General features: G+C 54.7%; 20 protein-coding genes and 2 tRNA genes. 14 read left to right on the top strand and 8 right to left on the bottom strand.

Annotated features, from left to right (window positions below; genetic code table 11):
• Window positions 1-37: 37 nt before the first annotated feature.
• Window positions 38-1,282, top strand: coding sequence for an N-acetylmuramoyl-L-alanine amidase AmiC (gene amiC, locus PAT9B_RS15770; RefSeq protein WP_013510271.1), 1,245 nt, complete (start codon window positions 38-40; stop codon window positions 1,280-1,282).
• Between the two features lie 74 nt (window positions 1,283-1,356).
• Here amiC and PAT9B_RS15765 read toward each other — a convergent pair.
• Together PAT9B_RS15765 and PAT9B_RS15760 are read right to left on the bottom strand one after the other, a co-directional pair.
• A tRNA-Met gene (locus PAT9B_RS15765) sits at window positions 1,357-1,433 on the bottom strand.
• A 53-nt stretch (window positions 1,434-1,486) separates the two neighbouring features.
• Window positions 1,487-1,563 (bottom strand) — tRNA-Met (locus tag PAT9B_RS15760).
• Between the two features lie 204 nt (window positions 1,564-1,767).
• On the opposite strand from PAT9B_RS15760, the gene mltA reads away from it, so the two are divergent.
• Window positions 1,768-2,916, top strand: a complete 1,149-nt coding sequence (gene mltA / locus PAT9B_RS15755) for a murein transglycosylase A (protein ID WP_013510270.1) — start codon at window positions 1,768-1,770, stop codon at window positions 2,914-2,916.
• A 45-nt stretch (window positions 2,917-2,961) separates the two neighbouring features.
• Window positions 2,962-3,765 (top strand): tRNA cyclic N6-threonylcarbamoyladenosine(37) synthase TcdA, encoded by an 804-nt coding sequence (tcdA, locus tag PAT9B_RS15750; protein ID WP_013510269.1) that lies wholly within the window; start codon window positions 2,962-2,964, stop codon window positions 3,763-3,765.
• Here the strand turns inward: tcdA and csdE are convergent.
• Together csdE and csdA are read right to left on the bottom strand one after the other, a co-directional pair.
• Window positions 3,762-4,208: a cysteine desulfurase sulfur acceptor subunit CsdE gene (gene csdE, locus PAT9B_RS15745; RefSeq protein WP_013510268.1), complete on the bottom strand. Its 447-nt coding sequence runs from the start codon at window positions 4,206-4,208 to the stop codon at window positions 3,762-3,764. The two genes, tcdA and csdE, sit on opposite strands and share 4 nt — an antisense overlap.
• A 4-nt stretch (window positions 4,209-4,212) precedes the next feature.
• Entirely contained in the window at window positions 4,213-5,418 is a 1,206-nt protein-coding gene (gene csdA / locus PAT9B_RS15740; protein WP_013510267.1) for a cysteine desulfurase CsdA, read from the bottom strand.
• Window positions 5,419-5,629: 211 nt separating this feature from the next.
• On the opposite strand from csdA, the gene PAT9B_RS15735 reads away from it, so the two are divergent.
• The 4 genes from PAT9B_RS15735 (at window position 5,630) to rlmM (ending at window position 8,646) form a co-directional block, all read left to right on the top strand.
• Entirely contained in the window at window positions 5,630-5,854 is a 225-nt protein-coding gene (locus PAT9B_RS15735) for a YgdI/YgdR family lipoprotein (protein WP_013510266.1), read from the top strand.
• 335 nt (window positions 5,855-6,189) lie between these two features.
• Entirely contained in the window at window positions 6,190-7,107 is a 918-nt protein-coding gene (locus tag PAT9B_RS15730; RefSeq protein WP_013510265.1) for a transcriptional regulator GcvA, read from the top strand.
• A 50-nt stretch (window positions 7,108-7,157) separates the two neighbouring features.
• The gene (locus PAT9B_RS15725) at window positions 7,158-7,553 is read left to right on the top strand and encodes a DUF423 domain-containing protein (protein ID WP_013510264.1); all 396 of its coding nucleotides are present in this window, start codon (window positions 7,158-7,160) and stop codon (window positions 7,551-7,553) included.
• Window positions 7,546-8,646, top strand: a complete 1,101-nt coding sequence (gene rlmM, locus PAT9B_RS15720; protein ID WP_013510263.1) for a 23S rRNA (cytidine(2498)-2'-O)-methyltransferase RlmM — start codon at window positions 7,546-7,548, stop codon at window positions 8,644-8,646. Before PAT9B_RS15725 ends, rlmM begins: the two co-directional genes overlap by 8 nt.
• Before the next feature lie 138 nt (window positions 8,647-8,784).
• Here the strand turns inward: rlmM and xni are convergent, their stop codons facing one another.
• The 3 genes from xni to queF all read right to left on the bottom strand — a co-directional run bounded on the left by xni (window position 8,785) and on the right by queF (window position 11,972).
• Entirely contained in the window at window positions 8,785-9,540 is a 756-nt protein-coding gene (xni, locus tag PAT9B_RS15715; protein WP_013510262.1) for a flap endonuclease Xni, read from the bottom strand.
• A gap of 35 nt (window positions 9,541-9,575) precedes the next feature.
• Window positions 9,576-10,940 carry a nucleotide 5'-monophosphate nucleosidase PpnN gene (gene ppnN / locus PAT9B_RS15710; RefSeq protein WP_041525840.1) on the bottom strand — a complete coding sequence of 455 codons (1,365 nt, stop codon included), beginning with the start codon at window positions 10,938-10,940 and terminating at the stop codon, window positions 9,576-9,578.
• Window positions 10,941-11,126: 186 nt separating this feature from the next.
• Window positions 11,127-11,972 (bottom strand): NADPH-dependent 7-cyano-7-deazaguanine reductase QueF, encoded by an 846-nt coding sequence (queF, locus tag PAT9B_RS15705; protein WP_013510260.1) that lies wholly within the window; start codon window positions 11,970-11,972, stop codon window positions 11,127-11,129.
• Window positions 11,973-12,034: 62 nt separating this feature from the next.
• On the opposite strand from queF, the gene syd reads away from it, so the two are divergent.
• The 4 genes from syd to PAT9B_RS15685 all read left to right on the top strand — a co-directional run bounded on the left by syd (window position 12,035) and on the right by PAT9B_RS15685 (window position 14,739).
• Entirely contained in the window at window positions 12,035-12,583 is a 549-nt protein-coding gene (gene syd, locus PAT9B_RS15700) for a SecY-interacting protein (RefSeq protein WP_041525839.1), read from the top strand.
• Between the two features lie 589 nt (window positions 12,584-13,172).
• Window positions 13,173-13,502 carry a YqcC family protein gene (locus tag PAT9B_RS15695; RefSeq protein WP_013510258.1) on the top strand — a complete coding sequence of 110 codons (330 nt, stop codon included), beginning with the start codon at window positions 13,173-13,175 and terminating at the stop codon, window positions 13,500-13,502.
• On the top strand, window positions 13,502-14,281 hold the full coding sequence (truC, locus tag PAT9B_RS15690) for a tRNA pseudouridine(65) synthase TruC (RefSeq protein WP_013510257.1): 780 nt from the start codon (window positions 13,502-13,504) through the stop codon (window positions 14,279-14,281). The genes PAT9B_RS15695 and truC overlap by 1 nt, the downstream gene beginning before the upstream one ends.
• A gap of 11 nt (window positions 14,282-14,292) precedes the next feature.
• Window positions 14,293-14,739, top strand: coding sequence for a flavodoxin (locus tag PAT9B_RS15685; RefSeq protein ID WP_013510256.1), 447 nt, complete (start codon window positions 14,293-14,295; stop codon window positions 14,737-14,739).
• Between the two features lie 43 nt (window positions 14,740-14,782).
• Here PAT9B_RS15685 and garD read toward each other — a convergent pair whose 3' ends face one another.
• Window positions 14,783-16,342, bottom strand: coding sequence for a galactarate dehydratase (gene garD / locus PAT9B_RS15680; RefSeq protein WP_013510255.1), 1,560 nt, complete (start codon window positions 16,340-16,342; stop codon window positions 14,783-14,785).
• A gap of 510 nt (window positions 16,343-16,852) precedes the next feature.
• Here garD and PAT9B_RS15675 point away from each other — a divergent pair.
• From PAT9B_RS15675 to gudD, 3 genes are read left to right on the top strand one after another with little or no spacing between them, the layout of a single operon-like run.
• Window positions 16,853-18,199, top strand: coding sequence for an MFS transporter (locus tag PAT9B_RS15675; protein WP_013510254.1), 1,347 nt, complete (start codon window positions 16,853-16,855; stop codon window positions 18,197-18,199).
• Between the two features lie 9 nt (window positions 18,200-18,208).
• Window positions 18,209-19,555 carry an enolase C-terminal domain-like protein gene (locus PAT9B_RS15670; protein ID WP_013510253.1) on the top strand — a complete coding sequence of 449 codons (1,347 nt, stop codon included), beginning with the start codon at window positions 18,209-18,211 and terminating at the stop codon, window positions 19,553-19,555.
• A gap of 10 nt (window positions 19,556-19,565) precedes the next feature.
• A complete protein-coding gene (gudD, locus tag PAT9B_RS15665) occupies window positions 19,566-20,897 on the top strand; it encodes a glucarate dehydratase (protein ID WP_013510252.1) in 1,332 nt (443 codons plus the stop codon).
• The last annotated feature ends 6 nt before the right edge of the window (window positions 20,898-20,903 follow it).

Genomic DNA, 20,903 nt, shown 5'->3' with positions numbered 1-20,903 from the left:
GGCGATATTTTAGACATTACACAGTAGCTGGAGAGGCATGTTTGACGTAAATCCTTTTTTTTCACGCCGACGATTGTTACAAGGGGCAGGCGCTTTATGGTTGCTGAGCGTGACGCGCAGCGGGCTGGCGGCCAGCCAGCATATCGTGGCCGTGCGTATCTGGCCCTCGTCGACCTACTCGCGCGTTACCCTGGAATCTAACGTTCCGCTGCAATACAAACAATTCACTCTCAGCAATCCCGATCGCCTGGTTATCGACATCAACAATCTGCATATCAATCCCGTGCTGAAAGGCGTCGATAAACTGGTACGTGTGGATGATCCCTATATCAAAACCGCACGCGTCGGACAGTTCGATCCCAATACGGTGCGTATCGTGCTGGAACTAAAGCGCAGCGTAGCCCCGCGCAGCTTCACCCTCGATCCGGTAGCGGGCATTAAGCACCGTTTGGTGGTCGATCTCTATCCCAGCCAGCGTCAGCCGGAAGAGGATCCGCTACTGGCGTTACTCCAGGATTACAACCAGGGCGATTTGGATCGCGATCAGCCTGCGCAGGCACCGTTACCCGGAAAAGCCGGGCGCGACCGTCCGATCATCATCATGATCGATCCGGGACATGGCGGTGAAGATCCCGGGGCGCATGGCAAATACAAAACGCGTGAAAAAGATATTGTGCTAAAGATGGGGCGCTATCTGAAAGCGTTGATCGACAAACAACCGAATATGAAAGCCTATATGACGCGCAACGAAGATGTGTTTATTCCGCTGCGCGTGCGGGTGGCAAAAGCGCGTAAGCAACGGGCGGATTTGTTTGTATCCATTCACGCCGATGCCTTTACCAGTCGGGCGGCGCGCGGTTCGTCGGTGTTTGCGCTTTCTACCAGCGGTGCAACCTCCGCTGCGGCACGTTTCCTGGCGCAAACCCAGAATGAATCGGACCTGATTGGCGGCGTCAGCAAGAGTGGTGATCGCTATCTCGATCATACCATGTTCGATATGGTGCAGCGTCAGACCATCCACGACAGCCTGAAATTTGGTAAAGAGGTCTTGTCGCGCATGGGGCACATCAACCATCTGCATAAACGGACGGTGGATCAGGCCGGCTTTGCGGTGTTAAAAGCACCGGATATCCCGTCGATTCTGGTGGAGACGGCGTTTATCAGTAATGTGGAAGAAGAAAGGAAGCTGCGCACGCCGCGTTATCAGCATCAGGTGGCAGAAGCCATCCTGCATGGCATCAAAGCCTATTTTGACAAGGGCGCGGTGCTGGCACATCGCTAAGGGTTGCGGCAGGGATGCCGCTATTTTCCGGACGCCAGAAACAAAAAAACACCCGTTAAGGTGCTTATTTGTATTGGTTGCGGGGGCCGGATTTGAACCGACGACCTTCGGGTTATGAGCCCGACGAGCTACCAGGCTGCTCCACCCCGCGTCCGTCTGTCGCTGTGCGACTTTTCACATTGTCTCTCTTCATTTAAGAAGAGTTGGTTGCGGGGGCCGGATTTGAACCGACGACCTTCGGGTTATGAGCCCGACGAGCTACCAGGCTGCTCCACCCCGCGTCCGTGGATGCGCACTATACTCCGCACGCGCCGCGATGCAACCCCTTTTTGACAGAAAGCACAAAATTTACAGCCAGTTGGTGAATAAAACCACCAATAGGTTATTTATTGTACGCATATCAAGGTTGCACTCGGTGGTGGATTTCATTCTGTCTGCCCCTTTGCTATCGTCGCCATGCAAACTATCGATAAAAAGAGAAGGTCATGAAAGCAAATCGTGTGAAGTATGCACTTACTGGCGCATTTCTCGCGCTGCTGGCAGGTTGTAGCTCCAAACCTACGGATCGTGGCCAGCAATATATTGATGGCAAGCTGGATCAGCCGCTGGGTCTGGTCAATCAACCGAATGCCAAAGGGCGTCCGGTGAATGGCCGGGATTTTGGTGATCAGATTCGCCAGATTCAGTCTGCGTCTTCTGGATTGTATGGCCGCAACACCGGTACCTACAGCGCGATTGAAAGCTGGCTAATGTCGGGCGGTGATACCCGTCAGTTGCGCCAGTTCGGCCTGAATGCTTATCAGATGGAAGGGACTGATAACTACGGCAACGTACAGTTCACCGGTTACTACACGCCGGTGGTTGAAGCACGCTATACCCGCCAGGGTGAGTTCCAGTACCCGATTTACCGTATGCCACCGCGCCGAAGTGGGCAGAAGTTACCGAGCCGCGCTTCTATCTATAGTGGTGGTCTCGACGACCGTTACGTCATTGCTTACAGCAACTCGCTGATCGACAACTTTATGATGGACGTGCAGGGTAGCGGCTATGTGGACTTTGGTGATGGACGTCCATTGCGCTTCTTTGGTTACGGCGGCAAAAACGGCTGGGCCTATCACAGCATTGGTAAAGAGCTGATCGATCGCGGTGAAGTGAAACGCGAAGATATGTCGATGCAGGCGATTCGTCAGTGGGCGCAGGAGCATTCACCGGAAGAAGTGCGTGCGCTGCTGGAAACGAACCAATCTTTCGTGTTCTTCAAACCGGAAGAGTATGTACCGGTGCGAGGGGCCAGCGCAGTGCCGCTGATTGCCAAAGCCTCGGTGGCGTCTGACCGTTCGCTGATCCCTGCCGGGACTGCGCTGCTGGCGGAAGTGCCGCAGCTTAATGAAAAGGGCAAATTTAACGGTAAATACGAAATGCGCCTGATGGTGGCGCTGGATGTTGGCGGGGCGATTAAAGGCCAGCATTTTGACATCTATCAGGGCGTTGGTCCGGATGCTGCTCATCTGGCCGGTTTCTACAATCATTATGGTCGTGTCTGGGTGCTGAAAGCCGCACCGGGAGCCGGGCAACAGTTGTTCAGCAACCCCCAAAGTGGTGATAATGGTTCGTTGTTATTAGGTTCCAATTAATTTTTCTCTGCGGGCTGAGCGGCCCGCACGATCAAAAGGGTTGTTATGATAGTGGTTAGCGACGCCTGGCGGCAACGTTTTGGCGGCACGGCGCGTTTGTATGGGCAGGACGCATTACAGCGTTTTGCCGATGCGCATTTTTGCGTAATTGGTATTGGCGGGGTGGGGTCCTGGGCGGCTGAGGCGCTGGCGCGTACCGGTATCGGCAAAATCACCCTGATCGATATGGACGATGTCTGCATCACCAATACTAACCGGCAGATTCATGCGTTGCAGGGAAAGGTCGGTCAGGCAAAAACTGAGGTGATGGCGGAGCGTATCCGCGCGATTAACCCGGAATGTGAGGTGATCTGCATCGATGATTTCATCACGCCGGAAAACACCGCAGAGTTGCTGCCGGTTGGCTTCGATTATGTGATCGATGCGATCGATAGCGTTCGACCTAAAGCGGCGCTGATTGCCTGGTGTCGACGCAACAAAATTCCCTTGATCACCACCGGTGGTGCGGGTGGGCAGATCGATCCAACGCAGATTCAGGTGAGCGATCTGGCGAAAACCATCCAGGATCCGCTGGCGGCGAAATTACGTGAACGCCTGAAGAACGATTTTGGTGTGAAGAAAAACAGCAAAGGCAAGCTGGGCATCGATTGCGTCTTTTCCACTGAAGCGCTGGTCTATCCGCAGCCCGACGGCAGCGTGTGTGCGTCACGCAGCACCGCCGAAGGCCCGAAGCGTATGGACTGTGCGGCAGGTTTTGGTGCCGCGACCATGGTGACCGCCACCTTTGGTTTTATCGCGGTTGCGCACGCACTGAAGAAATTTCTCGCGCGCGCCGCACGCCAGCATTAAGCGTGTTGGCGCGCCGCACGCTGTACTGCGTCGGCCAGCGCCTGTAAACCGCTGCTGCGCGAGGCACTCAGTTGGGCGCGCAGGCCAAGCGTATCAAACAACGCCAGCGGATCCTGTTGCAGCAGGGTAGCTGGCGTTTTTCCTTCCACCGCAGTTAACAGCACTGCCAGCAAGCCACGCACGATACGTCCTTCACTGTCGCCATAGAAATGCAGCGTGCCGTTGTTTTGCAACTGACTGCTCAGCCAGACGCGATTCTCACACCCGCTCAGTTCGATGTCAGTGGTTTTCATCGCTTCCGGTAACGCAGGTAACTGACGGCTCAGTTGGATCAACTGACGATAACGATCTTCCCACTGATGAAAATGGCTGAATTTCTCTGTCAGGCTGGCCTCGGTGATCAGGTCACCGAACGGGTGTGGGGCGAGAAGGGCTGTGCTCATGGTGTTACTCACTCAGTAAATCGACGGCGCTTTGCATGGCGCGCACCAGCGCGTCCACGTCCTGCAAATTATTATAGGGGGCGAACGAGACACGCAAGGTGCCGCTCACACCCAACGCGGCCATCAGGGGCTGCGCGCAATGTTGGCCAGCGCGTAATGCAATGCCATGCTCTGCCAGCAGCGTCACGATATCGCTATGATGGATACCCGTGATTTCGAATGCCAGCAGACTGCTGCTGCCGCAGCGAAAACTGCGAAAGCCTGGCAGGGCGCTCAGCTGTTCTTCGGCAAGGCTGGCCAGTTGCTGGCTCCACATCTCCATCTTTTCCGCGTTATGTTGGCTGAGCCAGCGCAGGGCGGCGCTTAAGCCAATCACCCCCGCCACATTTGGTGTGCCCGCTTCAAAACGCCACGGCACCGGCTGCGGCGTGAAGCCGTTGAAATCCACCTGCGTCAGCATTTTGCCGCCGCCTTGCCATGGTGACATCTCTTCAAGCAATTCCGCTTTGCCATACAACACACCGATGCCCATCGGTCCGTACAACTTATGGCCGGAGAAGGCATAAAAATCAATGTCTTCAGCCTGTACATCCGGTGCGCAATGCACCACGCCCTGCGCGCCATCGACCATTACTTTGGCACCGACGGCATGTGCCAGCCGAATCGCCTGTGCCAAATCCGGGCAGCCTCCGGTGACATTCGACATCTGACCAATAGCCAGCAGACGTGTGCGTGAATTCAGTAACTGAGGCAATTGCTGGATATCAGGCAGGCGATCCGCACCCAGTGGCCATTTCACCACTTTTGCCCCTTTGGCCTGCGCCAGCATCAGCCAGGGCACCAGATTGGCGTGGTGCTCCGCCTCGCTCACCACGATTTCATCACCGGGTTGCAGGCGCGGCGCCAGCCAGCTGTTGGCTACCAGATTGATGGCTTCGGTGGTGCCGCGCGTCCAGATAATTTGTCGGTCATCAGCGGCATTCAACCAGCGGGCCACCAGGCCGCGCGCCTGTTCATATTGTTCTGTCAGGGCACGTGCGGCGGCGAACTGGCTGCGATGCACCGTCCCGGCACTCAGGGAATAGAACTGTTGTGTGGCCTCAATCACCGCCAGTGGTTTCAGGGCGGTAGCTGCGCTGTCGAGATAGACACCGGCATCAGCCAGCGCAGGAAATTGCTGGCGAAAAGCGGTGGGGGTAAAAATGGTCATATCCGGCCTGTTGTGATGAGTTTTTAGGACCAGACTGAAAGTCGGTCTGTAACCTGGCAAAGCTGGGAAAGCGCGTTATGCTAATTATTGCAAGGTTTAAACCAAAACCCGCATTAGAAATCGACCTTTCCAGTCGATTTCACTTTTTCAGCTGCCTCTGGTCAGCGTCTAGCGGGTGGTTTGATGCAATCAATCTGCAAGGAGATAGAAAATGAAAAAACTCGCCGCAGTGCTGGCCGTGTGTACCATGGCCTTTACCCTGGCTGCCTGTTCCAGCAATTACGTGATGCATACCAATGACGGCCGCACCATTGTTGCTTCTGGCAAACCTAAAGTAGACGATGATACCGGTATGATCAGCTATAAAGATGCCAATGGCAACCAGCAGCAGATTAACCGCTCAGATGTCAAAGAGATGGTTGAGATGGGCCAGTAAACGACAGATAAAAAAAAGCACCGCAATTTGCGGTGCTATGTAAATCACTTTGGACAGACAGGGTAAATCTACAGGAATTAAAAGCTTGATCCGCAATCGTCAGATCAAAATGCAAACACAACATCACGACCACAAGCCAAAAGCTCTCCAAAAGTCTGCGAACTAACGCACATTTCCAGAAATCTTTTCGTTCCGGCTTAGGAAGTGCGGCAACTATAGGTATTTGCTGGAGCTTCCTCAACGGACAATTTATAATGTCTCGGATTAAAAAAACTAATACCGTATGACTTGTTATAAGTTGCAGTATTACTCTGTTGATCCGGATACGGAAAACCATGTCTAAACGCCTTCCCCCGCTGAATGCTTTACGCGTCTTTGATGCTGCGGCACGCCATTTGAGCTTTACCAAAGCCGCCGAGGAGCTGTTTGTTACCCAGGCAGCTGTCAGCCATCAGATTAAATCTCTGGAAGATTTTCTCGGTCTTAAGCTATTTCGCCGGAGGAATCGTTCGCTTTTGCTGACGGAAGAAGGTCAAAGCTACTATCTGGATATCAAGGAAATTTTCTCCGCATTGAATGATGCGACGCGTAAACTACAGGCGCGCAGCGCCAAAGGTGCATTGACGGTCAGCCTGCTGCCGAGCTTCGCCATTCAGTGGTTGGTGCCACGTCTCTCCAGCTTTAATACAGCTTATCCGGGTATCGATGTCCGTATCCAGGCGGTTGACCGCGATGAAGAGAAACTGGCAGATGACGTGGATGTGGCGATTTTCTATGGCCGTGGCAACTGGCCAGGACTGCGGGTGGAAAAACTCTACGCGGAGTATCTGTTGCCAGTCTGCTCGCCGTTGCTGCTGACCGGGGACCATCCGCTGAAGTCACCGGCTGATCTGGCGCACTTCACGCTGCTGCATGATGCCTCGCGTCGTGACTGGCAATCCTATATTCGTCAACTAGGCTTGCAGCACATTAATGTGCAGCAGGGGCCAATTTTCAGCCACAGTGCGATGGTATTGCAGGCGGCGATTCACGGTCAGGGCGTGGCGCTGGCCAATAATGTGATGGCGCAGAGCGAAATCGAAGCCGGTCGTCTGGTCTGTCCTTTTAATGACGTATTGGTCAGTAAAAATGCTTTTTATCTGGTTTGTCATGACAGCCAGGCAGAACTGGGTAAAATAGCCGCCTTTCGACAGTGGATCCTGGCCAAAGCCGCAACCGAACAAGAGAAATTTCGTTTTCGTTACGATCACTAACGCGTTGATTGTTGCACAGTGACGTGCGTATTCACTCTGAGGATTGTTAGATGTCCAGTCGTGCCATGTTTATTTTTGCCGCCATCAGCGGTTTCACGCTGGTGGCTTTTGGTGCTTTTGGTGCCCATGTGCTGAGCAAATCCCTCGGCCCGGCCGAGATGGCGTGGATACATACCGGCCTGGAGTATCAGGCGTATCATACGCTGGCGATTATTGGCCTCGCATCGGCTATGTTGCGTCGAGCCAATATCTGGTTTTACTGGAGTAGCGCCGCACTGGCGTTGGGAACCGTATTGTTCAGCGGCAGCCTCTATTGTCTGGCGCTGTCGCATCTGAAGTTTTGGGTATTTGTTACGCCAGTCGGTGGCCTTGGCTTCCTGATTGGCTGGTTTTTGATGTTGATTGGCGCAATGCGTCTGAAACGAAAGGCAGAACGCCATGAATAAGGTTTTACTCTATTGCCGTCCTGGCTTTGAGAAAGAGTGTGCGGCAGAGATCAGTGCGAAAGCCGCTGAGCGTGAAATTTATGGTTTCCCGCGTGTGAAAGACGACGCTGGCTATGTGTTGTTTGAATGCTACCAACAGGAAGATGCGGAGAAATTGATCAGCCAACTGCCGTTTGCTGAGCTGATTTTTGCCCGTCAGATGGTGGTGGTAGGGGAATTGCTGCGTGACTTGCCACCTGAAGACCGTATTTCACCGATTGTCGGGATGCTGACCGGGGTCGTCGAGAAAGGCGGTGAATTACGTGTCGAAGTGCCCGACACCAACGAAGCCAAAGAACTGACCAAATTTTGCCGCAAGTTTACAGTGCCGCTGCGCGCCAGCCTGCGTGAAAGCAAAATTCTGCTTAACTACGAAAGCCCGAAACGTCCGGTGGTGCATGTGTTCTTTATTGCCCCCGGTACCTGTTATGTTGGCTACTCGCTGCCGCAGAATAACTCACCGTTTTATATGGGCATTCCGCGCCTGAAATTCCCGTCAGATGCGCCAAGCCGTTCCACCCTGAAACTGGAAGAGGCTTTTCATGTCTTTATCCCGGCTGACGAATGGGATGAACGTCTGGGTAGCGGGATGTGGGCAGTGGATCTGGGCGCGTGTCCTGGTGGCTGGACCTATCAGTTGGTGAAACGCAGCATGATGGTCTACGCGGTCGATAACGGGCCAATGGCGCCGAGTTTGATGGATACCGGACAGGTTACGCACTGCCGTGAAGACGGCTTCCGCTTCCGTCCTCCCCGTAACAACATCAGCTGGCTGGTGTGCGACATGGTGGAAAAACCAGTGCGCGTTGCCAGCCTGATGAGTGAATGGCTGGTCAATGGCTGGTGTCGCGAAGCGATCTTCAACCTTAAATTGCCGATGAAAAAGCGCTATGAAGAGGTGACACAAAACCTGGCGATGATTGATGCCACCCTGAAAGAGCAGGGGATTAATGCGCAGATTCAGGCGCGTCAGCTCTACCACGATCGCGAAGAAGTGACGGTGCATGTGCGCCGTATCTGGGCGTCCGTTGGTGGACGTCGCGACGAACGCTAATCCTCCGTCATACTTTGCGCTGCAGGTGCGTTGGCTGCGTGTGCTCACCCCAGTTACTTACTGATGTAAGCTCCTGGGGATTCGCGTACTTGCCGCCTTCCTGCAGCACAAATTATTTTGGCGGATTGCAGCTCAATGCTACGGGTTATACCGCAGCGTATTCAGATTGCCTTGCAGCACCAGATCACGCTTCAGTGTCGAGACCTGGCGACAAATCTCCGCCATGGCACGTTGTGACTGCAATTTCCCTTGCCACTTTGCGGGCACCTGATCCCACTGTTGGTAAATCGCTTCCAGCGAGCCAAATTGCCCAATCAGTTCCCGTGCGCTTTTCGGACCGATGCCCGCCACCCCCGGAATCTTGCTACTGCTGATGCCACACAATCCCCAATAGTCTGCGAGTTGCGCAGGTGTCACCCCGAACTCCTGTTCAATAAAGGGGACGTCCAGCCAGCGTTTCTGGAAGTAATCGCGAATCCGGATCTGTGGTGCCAGTAGCTGACAGTAGCCTTTATCGGTCGAGACAATCGTTGCCTGATGGCCGGCATCCGCCATTTTGATCGCCAGCGTCGCAGCCAGGTCATCGGCTTCGTCCTGATCGGCGATCCAACAACTGACACCGGCAGCCTGAAATGCCTGTTGGATCGCGGGCATTTCCTGTTGTAAATCATCTGGCATCGGTGGGCGACCGGCTTTGTAGTCCGGCAGCAAGGCATGACGCCAGCCTGGCTGGCGTGTGGCGCTGTCAAACACCGCGACCACGTGTGTTGGCCGGGTATGGCCCAACAACTGATGCAGCGCCGCCACGCAGGCATCACGGCATGGCGATCCCTGAACGGCATGTAAACGGCGGATCAGGTTCAGGGCATCAACAATAAGGAGATGAAAAGACATGATGATAGCGGCAGCCCGCAGGCTGCCTTCCTGAGTTATTTGATGATTTCGTAGCAGGGAATATAGGCAGTGCCCGGCAGTTTCATGCGATGCTGGGCGACAAAGCCCTGTAGCAGTTCATCCATGCGGTGCATGATGTCCGGATCGCCATGCAGTTTGTACGGCCCTTTTTCACGGATTTCGCGGATGCCCACTTCTTTCACGTTGCCCGCGACAATGCCCGAGAAGGCACGACGTAAATCCGCTGCCAGTTTTTCTGCGGGTTGATTGGTGTACAGGTTCAGGTTCGCCATGTTTTCGTGAGTGGGCAGGAACGGCAGTTGCAGGTCCGGCACGATACGAATTGACCAGTTGAAGCTGTAGGCATCACCGGTTTCACGACGATACTCTTTCACCTGCGGCATGGCTTTCTTCATCAGACGCGCCACTTCGGCGGCATCATCAATGATGATTTTGTAATGTTTACGCGCGCTTTCGCCCAGCGTACTGACAATAAAATCGTCCAGAACGCGGAAGTAATCGGCGCTTTCTTGCGGCCCGGTCAGAATCAGCGGCAGTACCTGATCCTTGTTCTGTGGGTTCATCAGAATACCCAGCAGATACAACAACTCTTCTGCCGTACCAACACCACCCGGGAAAATCACGATGCCGTGGGCGATACGCACAAAGGCTTCGAGGCGTTTTTCGATATCCGGCATGATGATCAATTCATTGACCAGCGGATTCGGTGGCTCAGCGGCAATGATCGAGGGTTCGGTCAGGCCGATAAAACGGCTGTCGCGGTAGCGTTGCTGCGCATGACCGACTGCTGCACCTTTCATCGGCGCTTCCATCACCCCCGGGCCACAACCGGTACAGATATTGAGTTCCCGCAGGCCAAGTTGCGTACCCACGTTACGACAATACTGATATTCCACGGCGTTAATCGAGTGACCACCCCAGCACACTACGGTATTGGGGTATTCGCCGACGTGCAGCGCACGGGCGTTACGCAGGATGGAAAAGACCAGATTGGTGATATGTGCTGAGTCCTCAGCATCCAGATTCTGAAAGCGTTCAGCAGCAGATAGCTGGCCGTTAACAAACAGAATGTCGCGCAGTACGGCAAACAGGTTCGCCTGCAATGAGCGGATAATCCGGCCATCGACAAAGGCTTCTTCCGGCGGGTTGATCAGTTCAAGTTTAACGCCACGTTCGCGGCGTAACACGTTGATATCAAAACTTTCAAAGCGGGAAAGCAGTTCATGACTACTGTCGGTCTGACTACCAGAATTGAGCACCGCGAGTGAACAGTTGCGAAACAGTTGGTACAGGTCGCTGCTGGCGGTGCGTTTCAGCATATCGACTTCCAACTGGGAGAGCAGATCCATCGAGCCAAGAGGGCTAATATGAGTAATCAAGAGAACTCCTTTACACGCAAGCGCGTGACTGATGACGCTGTGCTTAACTTCCCGGGCACAGTGACGAATATCCCTGGTCGCGCACGGTTGGCCGCCCGCGCCTTTGACAGAGTAGCCTTGTCTGCGGTGAATGCTCAAGTGGAACCGCGCATCCATGCTGCGGCCTGCGAGGCGTCTCGCAATCTGTTACTGACGTACCAGACGGGAAAATCCCGGCGAGAAGGGCACATTGCTACGCCACGGGTTGATATCGAGGCCGCCACGTCGTGTGTAACGGGCATAGACCGTCAAGGCTTCTGGGTGGCAAAAGCGTTGAATATCATTGAAAATGCGTTCAACACACTGTTCATGAAACTCATTGTGCTGACGGAAAGAGACCAGGTAACGCAACAGCGCTTCACGATCGATACGTGGGCCTTTATAACGGATCATCACTGAACCCCAGTCGGGTTGATGAGTGATGAGGCAGTTAGATTTCAGAACATGGCTGACCAGCGTTTCTTCAATAATGTCGTGACCGGCAGCTTGTGCCAGGTGGTCGGCATTAAACGCATAGTCGTGAATTTCAATATCCTGTTCATCGATCAGCTCGCCAGTGAAATGGCCAATCGGCTGGCCTTCGATTTCACTGAGACGGAACAAGGCCACGCTGACTTCACCTGCAGCACAGGCACTGAGATCGCGTTGCAGCGTCTGCCGCACTTCACCCCAGTCGGCGAAAACCGTCTGATTAAAACTGTTAAGATAGAGCTTGAAGCTCTTTGACTCGATAAGATTGCGGCTCGCGGCATTCAGCACCACTTCGCCCACCGCCACCTGCGGCACGCCTTTGCTGTTCAGCCAGGAGAGTTCGTACAGCGTCCAGATATCAGCCCCGTGAAAGGGCAGGTTGTCGGGAAACAGTCCCAGCGGCTCGCGATTAAGGCTGCGCGGCACGGGCTGTAGCAGCGAGCTGTCGTAATGATCGACATACGCCGTGGGTTTACCCAAGGTCAGGCCACTTAATACCTGATCCTGTTGTTCAGTAGACATAACGGTTACCACTAAAATCCATCAAAGTGGCTAAGTGTAACCTATCAGAAGCGAGAAGATGAATGATGCAGCAAACCGTAGATGCTCTGCGCGATTTTACCGCCCGTTATTGTGATGAATGGCAGCAGCGCACCGGACACTTACCCGCCAGCAGTGATCTGCACGGTGTCCCGTCGCCCTGCATTCAGACGACGCTGGATGATCGCGTGTTGTGGCAACCCCAGCCATTTACGTTACCAGCGACGCTGGCAGCCGTTGAGCGTGCGCTGGATCTCGAACTGCAGCCGGATATTACCGCGTTTTACACCACCCAGTTTGCCGGTGATATGACCGCACGATTTCAGCAGCGGGATATCACGTTGTTACAGGTGTGGAGTGAAGATGATTTCACGCGTTTACAGGAGAATTTGATTGGTCATTTGGTCATGAAGCGTCGCCTGAAGCAAAGCCCGACCTTGTTTATCGCCACGACGGATTCCGAGCAGGATGTCATCTCGCTATGTAATCTTACGGGTGAAGTTATTCTTGAGCATCCTGGTAGCAAAAAGCGCGAGATATTGTCCCCAGAAATTAAGATGTTTCTTAATAACTTACAACCGGTTAGCGAGTAGATTGCAGACATTGGCTCGCTTTGTTGTAAGAGATCTCTCACATGATGTGTGAGAGATCGGCAAATTGTACTGAAGAATTCGCGAAGCCTGGCTTGTAAAAATATTGTGAATCATGAGTTTATGGCAACAGTCCGAAAATCATCCGATAACTGACTGATGTAACGGCTTTTAGTACCTTGTATCCGCGATAGTTTCTGCCAGAATAGTTACCACTGGCAGGAAGCCACGGATTAAGCGATGTTCAGGAGAATATCAGCCAGGTGGCTGGAGCGTAACGGAGTTTACGGCACACGGAAGGCTTCAGGATGAAGCAGGACACTCAGGAGTGAGTCAGGGACACCTCCAGGACGGAGAATGAGAGCCACGCGGGATGTGGCGGGCCAGGATGCTAAGGACCAACGTCAGGATGACAAGCGAAGGATAGCACAGGAAAAGTTGTCACGGATGAGCAGGGAGCACAGCGGTGGCGGGATTGCTGCAAACGAACCGGGAGCACTGTAATTACAGTGCTCCCCTTTTTTTATGCGCTTTTTGAGCATCGCCCGACAAGTGATATGCTTGCCGCCCGATTTTTCTCTGGAGGTGGCGCATGTCGTCGCAACAACTTATTTTGCAGCGGCTACAGCAGGTCGAAGCGGTGATGCGCGAACACGACCACTGGCAGACGCAATCCCCCGATGCCGCCGCATTTGCCAGCACCCAACCCTTTTGCCTTGATACGCTGGCACCGCTTGAGTGGCTACAGTGGGTGTTAATCCCACGGTTGCAGGCGCTGATCGCCGCTGATGCCCCGTTGCCACAAAATTTCGCGGTGGCGCATTATTATGAAATGGCGCTTCCTCCCGGCACGCCGGGCCATCCCATGCTGTTGCTGACGTTACGCCAGCTTGATGCCTTATTTTCGGAACCTGCTGCCTGATGCTGGAGATTATTTATCAGGACGAGTGGCTGGTCGCCGTCAATAAACCTGCGGGTTGGCTGGTGCACCGTAGCTGGCTCGACCGCAAAGAAAAAGTGGTGGTGATGCAAACGGTGCGTGATCAGATTGGTCAGCACGTTTTTACCGCCCACCGCCTGGATCGTCCTACCTCGGGCGTGTTGTTGATGGGATTGTCGAGTGAGGTTGGGCGGCTGCTGGCCCAGCAATTCGAACAACATCAAATCCGCAAAACCTACCATGCGGTGCTGCGTGGCTGGCTGATGGAAAGCGGTACGCTCGATTATCCGTTGGTTGAGGAACTCGATAAGATCGCTGATAAGTTCGCCACCGAACCCCGTGGGCCGCAACCGGCAGTCACCGATTTTCAGATGCTGGCGCACACTGAAATGCCGGTAGCGATTGGTCGTTATGCCACTGCGCGTTACAGCCTGGTGGAGATGCAACCGCGTACTGGCCGCAAGCACCAGTTGCGCCGCCATATGGCACATCTGCGCCACCCCATTATTGGTGATACGACTCACGGTGATCTGCGGCAGAACCGTGGCGCGGCGGCAAATTTTGGGCTGGATCGTCTGATGTTGCATGCCAGCGCGCTGAGCCTGAATCATCCGGTTACTGGGGAACCGCTGGTGATCCGTGCCGGTCTGGATACCGTCTGGCAGCAGATGCTGCACCAGTTTGGCTGGCAGCATCAGATCCCTGATGTTCCCAGGGTTGAGTTTGTCGATGAGGCAGTCCAGGATAAGCCAACAGAATAAGGAGCAGCTTGATGGCAAAGATTGGCATTTTTGTAGGTACAGTTTACGGCAATGCGTTGCTGGTAGCGGAAGAGGCGGAACCGGTATTGCAGGCGCAGGGCCATGAAGTCAAGGTGTTTGAAGACCCGTCGCTGGCACAGTGGCAGGATTATCAGCAGGATGTGGTGTTGATTATCACCTCCACCACCGGTCAGGGCGATTTTCCTGATAGCATCGCCGGGCTGTATCACGCGGTGAAAGATCAGCTGGGCTATCAACCTGACTTGCGCTATGGCGTGATTGCGCTGGGCGACAGCAGCTACGATAACTTCTGCGGCGCGGGCAAGACCTTCGATGCGTTGTTGCAGGAGCAGAGCGCCAAACGTGTCGGTGAGCTGTTAACGGTGGATGCGACGGAAGATCCGGAGCCGGAATCGGTCACCACGCCTTGGGTGGAAAACTGGGGCAAGTTGTTGTAATTACGTAGCGGCGCGATAAATCGCGCCGCTACGGATGAGGGAATCAGGTCACAGGCGCCGGATTAAACACCGCCAGCTGATTGCGGATGCCCCAGCGGTCGGACCATGTCTGCTTACGTGCGCTGGCAATATCCAGAATCAGTTCAAACAACCGCCAGCCGACTTGTTCGATACTCTCTTCACCGGTGGCAATGGTGCCCGCATTAATATCCATCAAATCATGCCAGCGTTCAGCCAGTGCGCTGCGCGTCGCCATCTTGATGACCGGAATTGCCGCCAGGCCATAAGGTGTGCCGCGTCCGGTCGTAAAGACCTGCAACGTAATACCGGATGCCATCTGCTGCGTTCCGCAAACAAAATCACTGGCGGGGGTCGCCGCATAGATTAAACCGCGTTTGGTTGGCCGCTGGCCCGCTGACAGCACCTCAACAATCGGGCTACGACCGGATTTGGCAATCGATCCCAGCGCTTTTTCTACCACATTGGCCAGGCCGCCTTTTTTGTTGCCGGGTGAAGGGTTAGCGCTACGATCGGTTTGTCCGAGGCTGAGGTAGTCGTCATACCACGCCATCTCCTCCAGCAGACGTTTGCCGGTTGCTTCATCAACCACACGTGGCGTCAACAGATGGATTGCATCACGCACTTCGGTCACTTCGGAAAACATCACCGTTGCGCCGCAGCGTACCAGCAGATCAGAAGCAAAGCCCACTGCCGGGTTCGCGGTGACGCCAGAAAACGCATCGCTGCCACCACATTGCATGCCGATGACCAACTCAGAAGCCGGGCAGGTTTCGCGCTTACGTTGATTGAGCCGTTTCAGATGGCGTTCGGCGACCTGCAAAATCTCATCCACCATCGCGCCAAAGCCCACCAGGCGTTCATCCTGCAAACGCACAATGTCATTATCGTCCAGTGAGATGGCCTGCACATCGGGGGTACCGGTCAGCAGGCGCTCAGGCTGCAACTTCTCGCAGCCAAGGCTAACCACCATCACTTCGCCGCCAAAATTGGGGTTCAGCGCCAGGTTATGAATGGTGCGAATCGGCACGACCGCAGCAGGTGCATTAATGGCCACACCGCAGCCATAAAGGTGATTGAGAGCCACCACGCCATCAACATTGGGATAACGCGGTAGCAGATCGCGTTCGATAATTTTCACCACGTAATCCACCACACCCGCAACACAATGCACGCTGGTGGTGATGGCGAGGAGATTGCGCGTTCCTACGCTGCCATCGGCATTGCGATAGCCTTCGAAGGTATAACCCGCCAGCGGCGGTAAATCGGGTGGGACATTATTCGCCAGCGGCAGGCTGGCGAGCGGCGGCGCTTCGGGCAGCGCCACCAGTGACTCCTCAATCCAGCTACCCTGGGCAATGGGACGCAGTGCATAGCCGATCACTTCGCCGTAACGCACAATCGCGCCCTGCTCAGGAATATCAGTCAGTGCGACCTTGTGGCCCTGCGGCACATGCTCAGTCAGCTGCAGCCCATCGTCAAAGCGGGTGCCCGCAGGCAGCCCCTGGTTATTCACCACGATGGCGACGTTATCGCTATCGTGAACTTTAATATAAAGCGGTTTCTCGCTTAGAGGTCGGTTCATTGCTCACCTTCCATTCTGCCGCGCTGTACATGGCAACGCGGTGTCATTGATTGCTTCCGTCACGCCATCTTTTTTTGCCAGCCTTAGTATATGCAGGGGTATTACCCAATACATTGTGCAACTGACTGGCTTTTGGCGGTTTTATTACGTCAGTTTGGTACATTTAACCAAACGCAAGTGAAGGGACTCACAAAGCGTCATAAAGCTGTATGTTAATTGACCATTGCTGAGGTGATTTTGATGGTTCCGTGAGCCATGCCGCAGCGTTATGTGCAAACGCCACAAAATACCTATCCAGGCGATGAAATCATCGGGCTTTCTTCCAGTGTTTCGCTCTCCACCTGTTTCTATACTGGCTCTCGTTATCCAACGTTAGGTTATTCGTCACGACGCATCATCGTATTGCCAATAAAAAAATCGCCGTGTTTAACCGAACATCATTCTGATACCCAACGCGATGTGTATGCAGTCAGAGTGAATGTAGCGACCGCTATATTTCAGGAGTGCATCATGAATAGTTTCAGCCAGACAGCGGAAGCGGTGCAAAAGCGCACCAACGCCCGTTACTGGATTGTGGTGATGTTATTTATCGTCACCTCTTTCAACTACGGTGATCGTGCAACGATTTCGATTGCCGGTTCTGCCATGTCCAAGGATATCGGCCTTGATTCGGTCGGTTTAGGATATATTTTCTCAGCATTCTCATGGGCTTATGTTATCGGCCAAATCCCGGGTGGTTGGCTGCTCGACCGCTTCGGTTCTAAACGCGTTTACTTCTGGAGCATCTTCACCTGGTCACTGTTTACCTTCCTGCAAGGCTTCGTCGACCTGTTCAGCGGCTTCGGCATTGTGGCTTCGTTGTTTATGTTGCGCTTCCTCGTGGGGCTGGCTGAAGCCCCGTCTTTCCCGGGCAACAGCCGTATCGTTGCCGCCTGGTTCCCTGCGCAAGAACGCGGCACGGCGGTGGCTATCTTCAACTCCGCACAATACTTCGCCACGGTAATTTTCGCCCCCATCATGGGCTGGCTGACCTCGGAAGTGGGCTGGGCGCATGTGTTCTGGTTTATGGGCGGACTGGGCATCATCATCAGCTTTATCTGGCTGAAGGTGATCCACGATCCTAACGATCACCCTGGCGTCAACAAGGCTGAGCTGGAGTATATGGAGCAGGGCGGCGCGCTGATCAATATGGACAGCAAGAAGTCTGAGCACAAAGTCAGTTGGGGAGAGAAGTTCTATCAAATCAAACAGCTGCTCTCTTCCCGCATGATGCTGGGCATCTATCTCGGTCAGTACTGCATCAACGCCTTAACCTACTTCTTTATCACCTGGTTCCCGGTATATCTGGTGCAGGCGCGCGGCATGTCGATTCTGAAAGCCGGGTTTATTGCTTCAGTGCCTGCGGTGTGTGGCTTCCTGGGCGGTGTATTAGGTGGGGTGATCTCGGATTACCTGATGCGTAAAACCGGCTCTCTGAACATTGCGCGTAAAACCCCGATTGTGGTCGGCATGCTGATGTCCATCAGCATGGTGATGTGTAACTACACCCAAACGGAGTGGGTGGTGGTGTTCTTTATGGCGCTGGCGTTCTTTGGTAAAGGCATCGGGGCGCTGGGCTGGGCCGTGATGGCGGATACCGCGCCGAAAGAGATCAGCGGCCTGAGTGGCGGTCTGTTCAATATGTTCGGCAATTTCTCGGGCATTGTTACCCCCATCGCCATCGGCTACATCATTGCCACCAGCGGTTCCTTTGAAGGTGCGCTGATTTATGTCGGTATCCACGCCTTCGTCGCCGCGTTTAGCTTCCTGGTGATTGCCGGGGATATCAAACGTATCGAATTGAAACATCGGGCATAAGGACAGAGCATGAATACGCAAAGTACCCCGGTTATCACTGATATGCAGGTGATCCCGGTTGCCGGTTACGACAGCATGCTGCTCAACATCGGCGGCGCGCACAGCGCCTGTTTCACCCGCAACATTGTGGTGCTGACCGATAGCGCCGGGCATACCGGTGTGGGTGAAGCGCCGGGTGGTGAGACCATTTATCAGACGTTGGTGGATGCGATTCCCCAGGTGAAAGGCCAGCAGGTGGCGCGCATGAATCGCCTGGTGCAGCAGGTGCACAAAGGCAACCAGTCGGCGGATTTCGATACCTTCGGCAAAGGGGCCTGGACGTTTGAACTGCGTGTCAACGCCGTGGCTGCGCTGGAAGCGGCACTGCTGGATTTGCTCGGCCAGTGCCTGGGTGTACCGGTGGCGGAGCTGCTTGGTCCGGGCCAGCAGCGTGATGAAGTGACCGTGCTCGGTTATCTGTTCTACATCGGCGATCGGCGTAAAACCGATCTGCCCTATCTGAGCGGCGCAGCGGCCAGCCATGACTGGTATCACCTGCGCCATCAGGAAGCATTAACGCCGGATGCGGTGGTCCGTCTGGCGGAGGCGGCCCAGGATAAATACGGCTTCAAAGATTTCAAACTGAAAGGCGGCGTATTACCGGGTGAGCAGGAAATCGCCTCGGCGGTCGCGTTGAAAAAACGTTTTCCGGATGCGCGTATCACCGTCGATCCCAACGGGGCCTGGTTGCTTGATGAAGCCATCAGCCTGTGTAAAGGCATGGGGGAGGTATTGACCTATGCCGAAGACCCCTGTGGGGCTGAGCAAGGCTACTCCGGCCGCGAGGTGATGGCGGAGTTTCGTCGCGCCACCGGCCTGCCGGTAGCCACCAATATGATCGCCACCAACTGGCGTGAGATGAACCATGCGGTGATGTTGAATGCTGTCGATATCCCGCTGGCTGACCCGCATTTCTGGACACTGAGCGGCGCGGTCCGCGTGGCGCAGTTGTGTGATGACTGGGGGCTGACCTGGGGTTGCCACTCCAACAACCATTTCGACATTTCGCTGGCGATGTTCACGCATGTTGGCGCGGCAGTTCCGGGTAAACCAACGGCGATTGATACCCATTGGATCTGGCAGGAGGGCGACCAGCGCCTGACGAAAGAACCGCTGCAAATCCGCAACGGCAAAATCGCCGTGCCGGACAAACCCGGCCTCGGCATTGAGCTGGACTGGGATCGTCTGCAACAAGCTAATGCGCTGTACAAATCTCTGCCAGCCGGCGCGCGTAATGACGCTACGGCGATGCAATATCTGGTTCCCGGTTGGTCGTTCGACCGTAAGCGTCCGGCCTTTGGTCGCAGCAAAGTTTAAGGAGCAGGAAATGAGTCAGACACCGAAAATTACATCCATGCAGGTCATTCCGGTGGCCGGTTATGACAGCATGTTGCTCAACCTGAGTGGCGCGCATGCCCCTTTCTTCACCCGCAACATCGTTATCATCAAAGACAATGCGGGCCATACCGGGGTGGGGGAGATTCCGGGTGGCGAGAAAATTCGTCAGACGCTGGAAGACGCCGCCGCGCTGGTGGTGCAGAAAACCGTTGGCGAGTACAAAAACATTCTTAACCTGGTGCGTAGCACCTTTGCCGACCGCGATGCTGGCGGGCGTGGCAGCCAGACGTTTGACCTGCGCACCACCATCCATGTGGTGACCGGGATTGAAGCGGCGCTGCTTGACCTGCTTGGTCAGCATTTGGGCGTCAATGTGGCGTCGTTACTGGGCGACGGACAGCAACGCGATCGGGTAGAAATGCTCGGCTATCTGTTCTACGTCGGCGATCGCAAGAAAACCTCGCTGCCGTACCAGAACCAGGAAAATGACAAATGCGACTGGTATCGCCTGCGTCATGAAGAGGCGCTGACGCCGGATACGGTGGTCCGTCTGGCGGAAGCCGCGTATGAAAAATACGGCTTTAATGATTTCAAACTGAAAGGTGGTGTGCTGCGCGGCGGTGAAGAGGCTGAAGCGGTCACTGCGCTGGCGCAGCGTTTCCCGCAGGCGCGCATCACCCTTGATCCCAACGGAGCCTGGTCGCTGAATGAAGCCATTCTGCTGGGCAAACAACTGAAAGGCGTGCTGGCCTATGCGGAAGACCCGTGCGGTGCGGAGCAGGGTTATTCCGGGCGTGAAGTGATGGCGGAATTCCGTCGCGCCACCGGGCTGCCGACGGCCACCAATATGATCGCCACCGACTGGCGTCAGATGGGCCACACCCTGTCACTGCAATCGGTCGACATCCCGCTGGCTGATCCTCATTTTTGGACCATGCAAGGCTCGGTACGTGTGGCGCAGATGTGTCACGACTTTGGCCTGACCTGGGGCTCACACTCTAACAACCATTTCGATGTTTCGCTGGCGATGTTCACTCACGTGGCGGCCGCTGCGCCGGGCGCAATTACCGCCATCGATACCCACTGGATCTGGCAGGAAGGCAATCAGCGCCTGACCAAAGAACCGTTCCAGATTAAAGGTGGCATGGTGCAGGTACCGCAGAAGCCGGGCCTCGGTGTCGAGCTGGATATGGATCAGGTGATGCAGGCTAATGCGCTGTATCAGAAACACGGTCTGGGCGCGCGCGATGACGCTCAGGCGATGCAATTCCTTGTGCCCAACTGGACCTTTGATAACAAACGTCCGTGCCTGGTGCGCTAATTTTTT

Source organism: Pantoea sp. At-9b (assembly GCF_000175935.2).
Taxonomy (GTDB): Bacteria; Pseudomonadota; Gammaproteobacteria; order Enterobacterales; family Enterobacteriaceae; genus Pantoea.
This window is presented reverse-complemented; position numbering and strand designations above follow the sequence as displayed.

Coding starts and splice junctions, on each gene's coding strand:
- gudD (WP_013510252.1), top strand. CDS start 19,566: ATGAGTCAGACACCGAAAATTACATCCATGCAGGTCATTCCGGTGGCC.
- tcdA (WP_013510269.1), top strand. CDS start 2,962: ATGATAGTGGTTAGCGACGCCTGGCGGCAACGTTTTGGCGGCACGGCG.
- garD (WP_013510255.1), bottom strand. CDS start 16,342: ATGAACCGACCTCTAAGCGAGAAACCGCTTTATATTAAAGTTCACGAT.
- PAT9B_RS15725 (WP_013510264.1), top strand. CDS start 7,158: ATGTCCAGTCGTGCCATGTTTATTTTTGCCGCCATCAGCGGTTTCACG.
- truC (WP_013510257.1), top strand. CDS start 13,502: ATGCTGGAGATTATTTATCAGGACGAGTGGCTGGTCGCCGTCAATAAA.
- csdA (WP_013510267.1), bottom strand. CDS start 5,418: ATGACCATTTTTACCCCCACCGCTTTTCGCCAGCAATTTCCTGCGCTG.
- PAT9B_RS15735 (WP_013510266.1), top strand. CDS start 5,630: ATGAAAAAACTCGCCGCAGTGCTGGCCGTGTGTACCATGGCCTTTACC.
- xni (WP_013510262.1), bottom strand. CDS start 9,540: ATGTCTTTTCATCTCCTTATTGTTGATGCCCTGAACCTGATCCGCCGT.
- PAT9B_RS15685 (WP_013510256.1), top strand. CDS start 14,293: ATGGCAAAGATTGGCATTTTTGTAGGTACAGTTTACGGCAATGCGTTG.
- syd (WP_041525839.1), top strand. CDS start 12,035: ATGATGCAGCAAACCGTAGATGCTCTGCGCGATTTTACCGCCCGTTAT.
- PAT9B_RS15730 (WP_013510265.1), top strand. CDS start 6,190: ATGTCTAAACGCCTTCCCCCGCTGAATGCTTTACGCGTCTTTGATGCT.
- PAT9B_RS15670 (WP_013510253.1), top strand. CDS start 18,209: ATGAATACGCAAAGTACCCCGGTTATCACTGATATGCAGGTGATCCCG.
- PAT9B_RS15675 (WP_013510254.1), top strand. CDS start 16,853: ATGAATAGTTTCAGCCAGACAGCGGAAGCGGTGCAAAAGCGCACCAAC.
- mltA (WP_013510270.1), top strand. CDS start 1,768: ATGAAAGCAAATCGTGTGAAGTATGCACTTACTGGCGCATTTCTCGCG.
- rlmM (WP_013510263.1), top strand. CDS start 7,546: ATGAATAAGGTTTTACTCTATTGCCGTCCTGGCTTTGAGAAAGAGTGT.
- PAT9B_RS15695 (WP_013510258.1), top strand. CDS start 13,173: ATGTCGTCGCAACAACTTATTTTGCAGCGGCTACAGCAGGTCGAAGCG.
- queF (WP_013510260.1), bottom strand. CDS start 11,972: ATGTCTACTGAACAACAGGATCAGGTATTAAGTGGCCTGACCTTGGGT.
- csdE (WP_013510268.1), bottom strand. CDS start 4,208: ATGAGCACAGCCCTTCTCGCCCCACACCCGTTCGGTGACCTGATCACC.
- amiC (WP_013510271.1), top strand. CDS start 38: ATGTTTGACGTAAATCCTTTTTTTTCACGCCGACGATTGTTACAAGGG.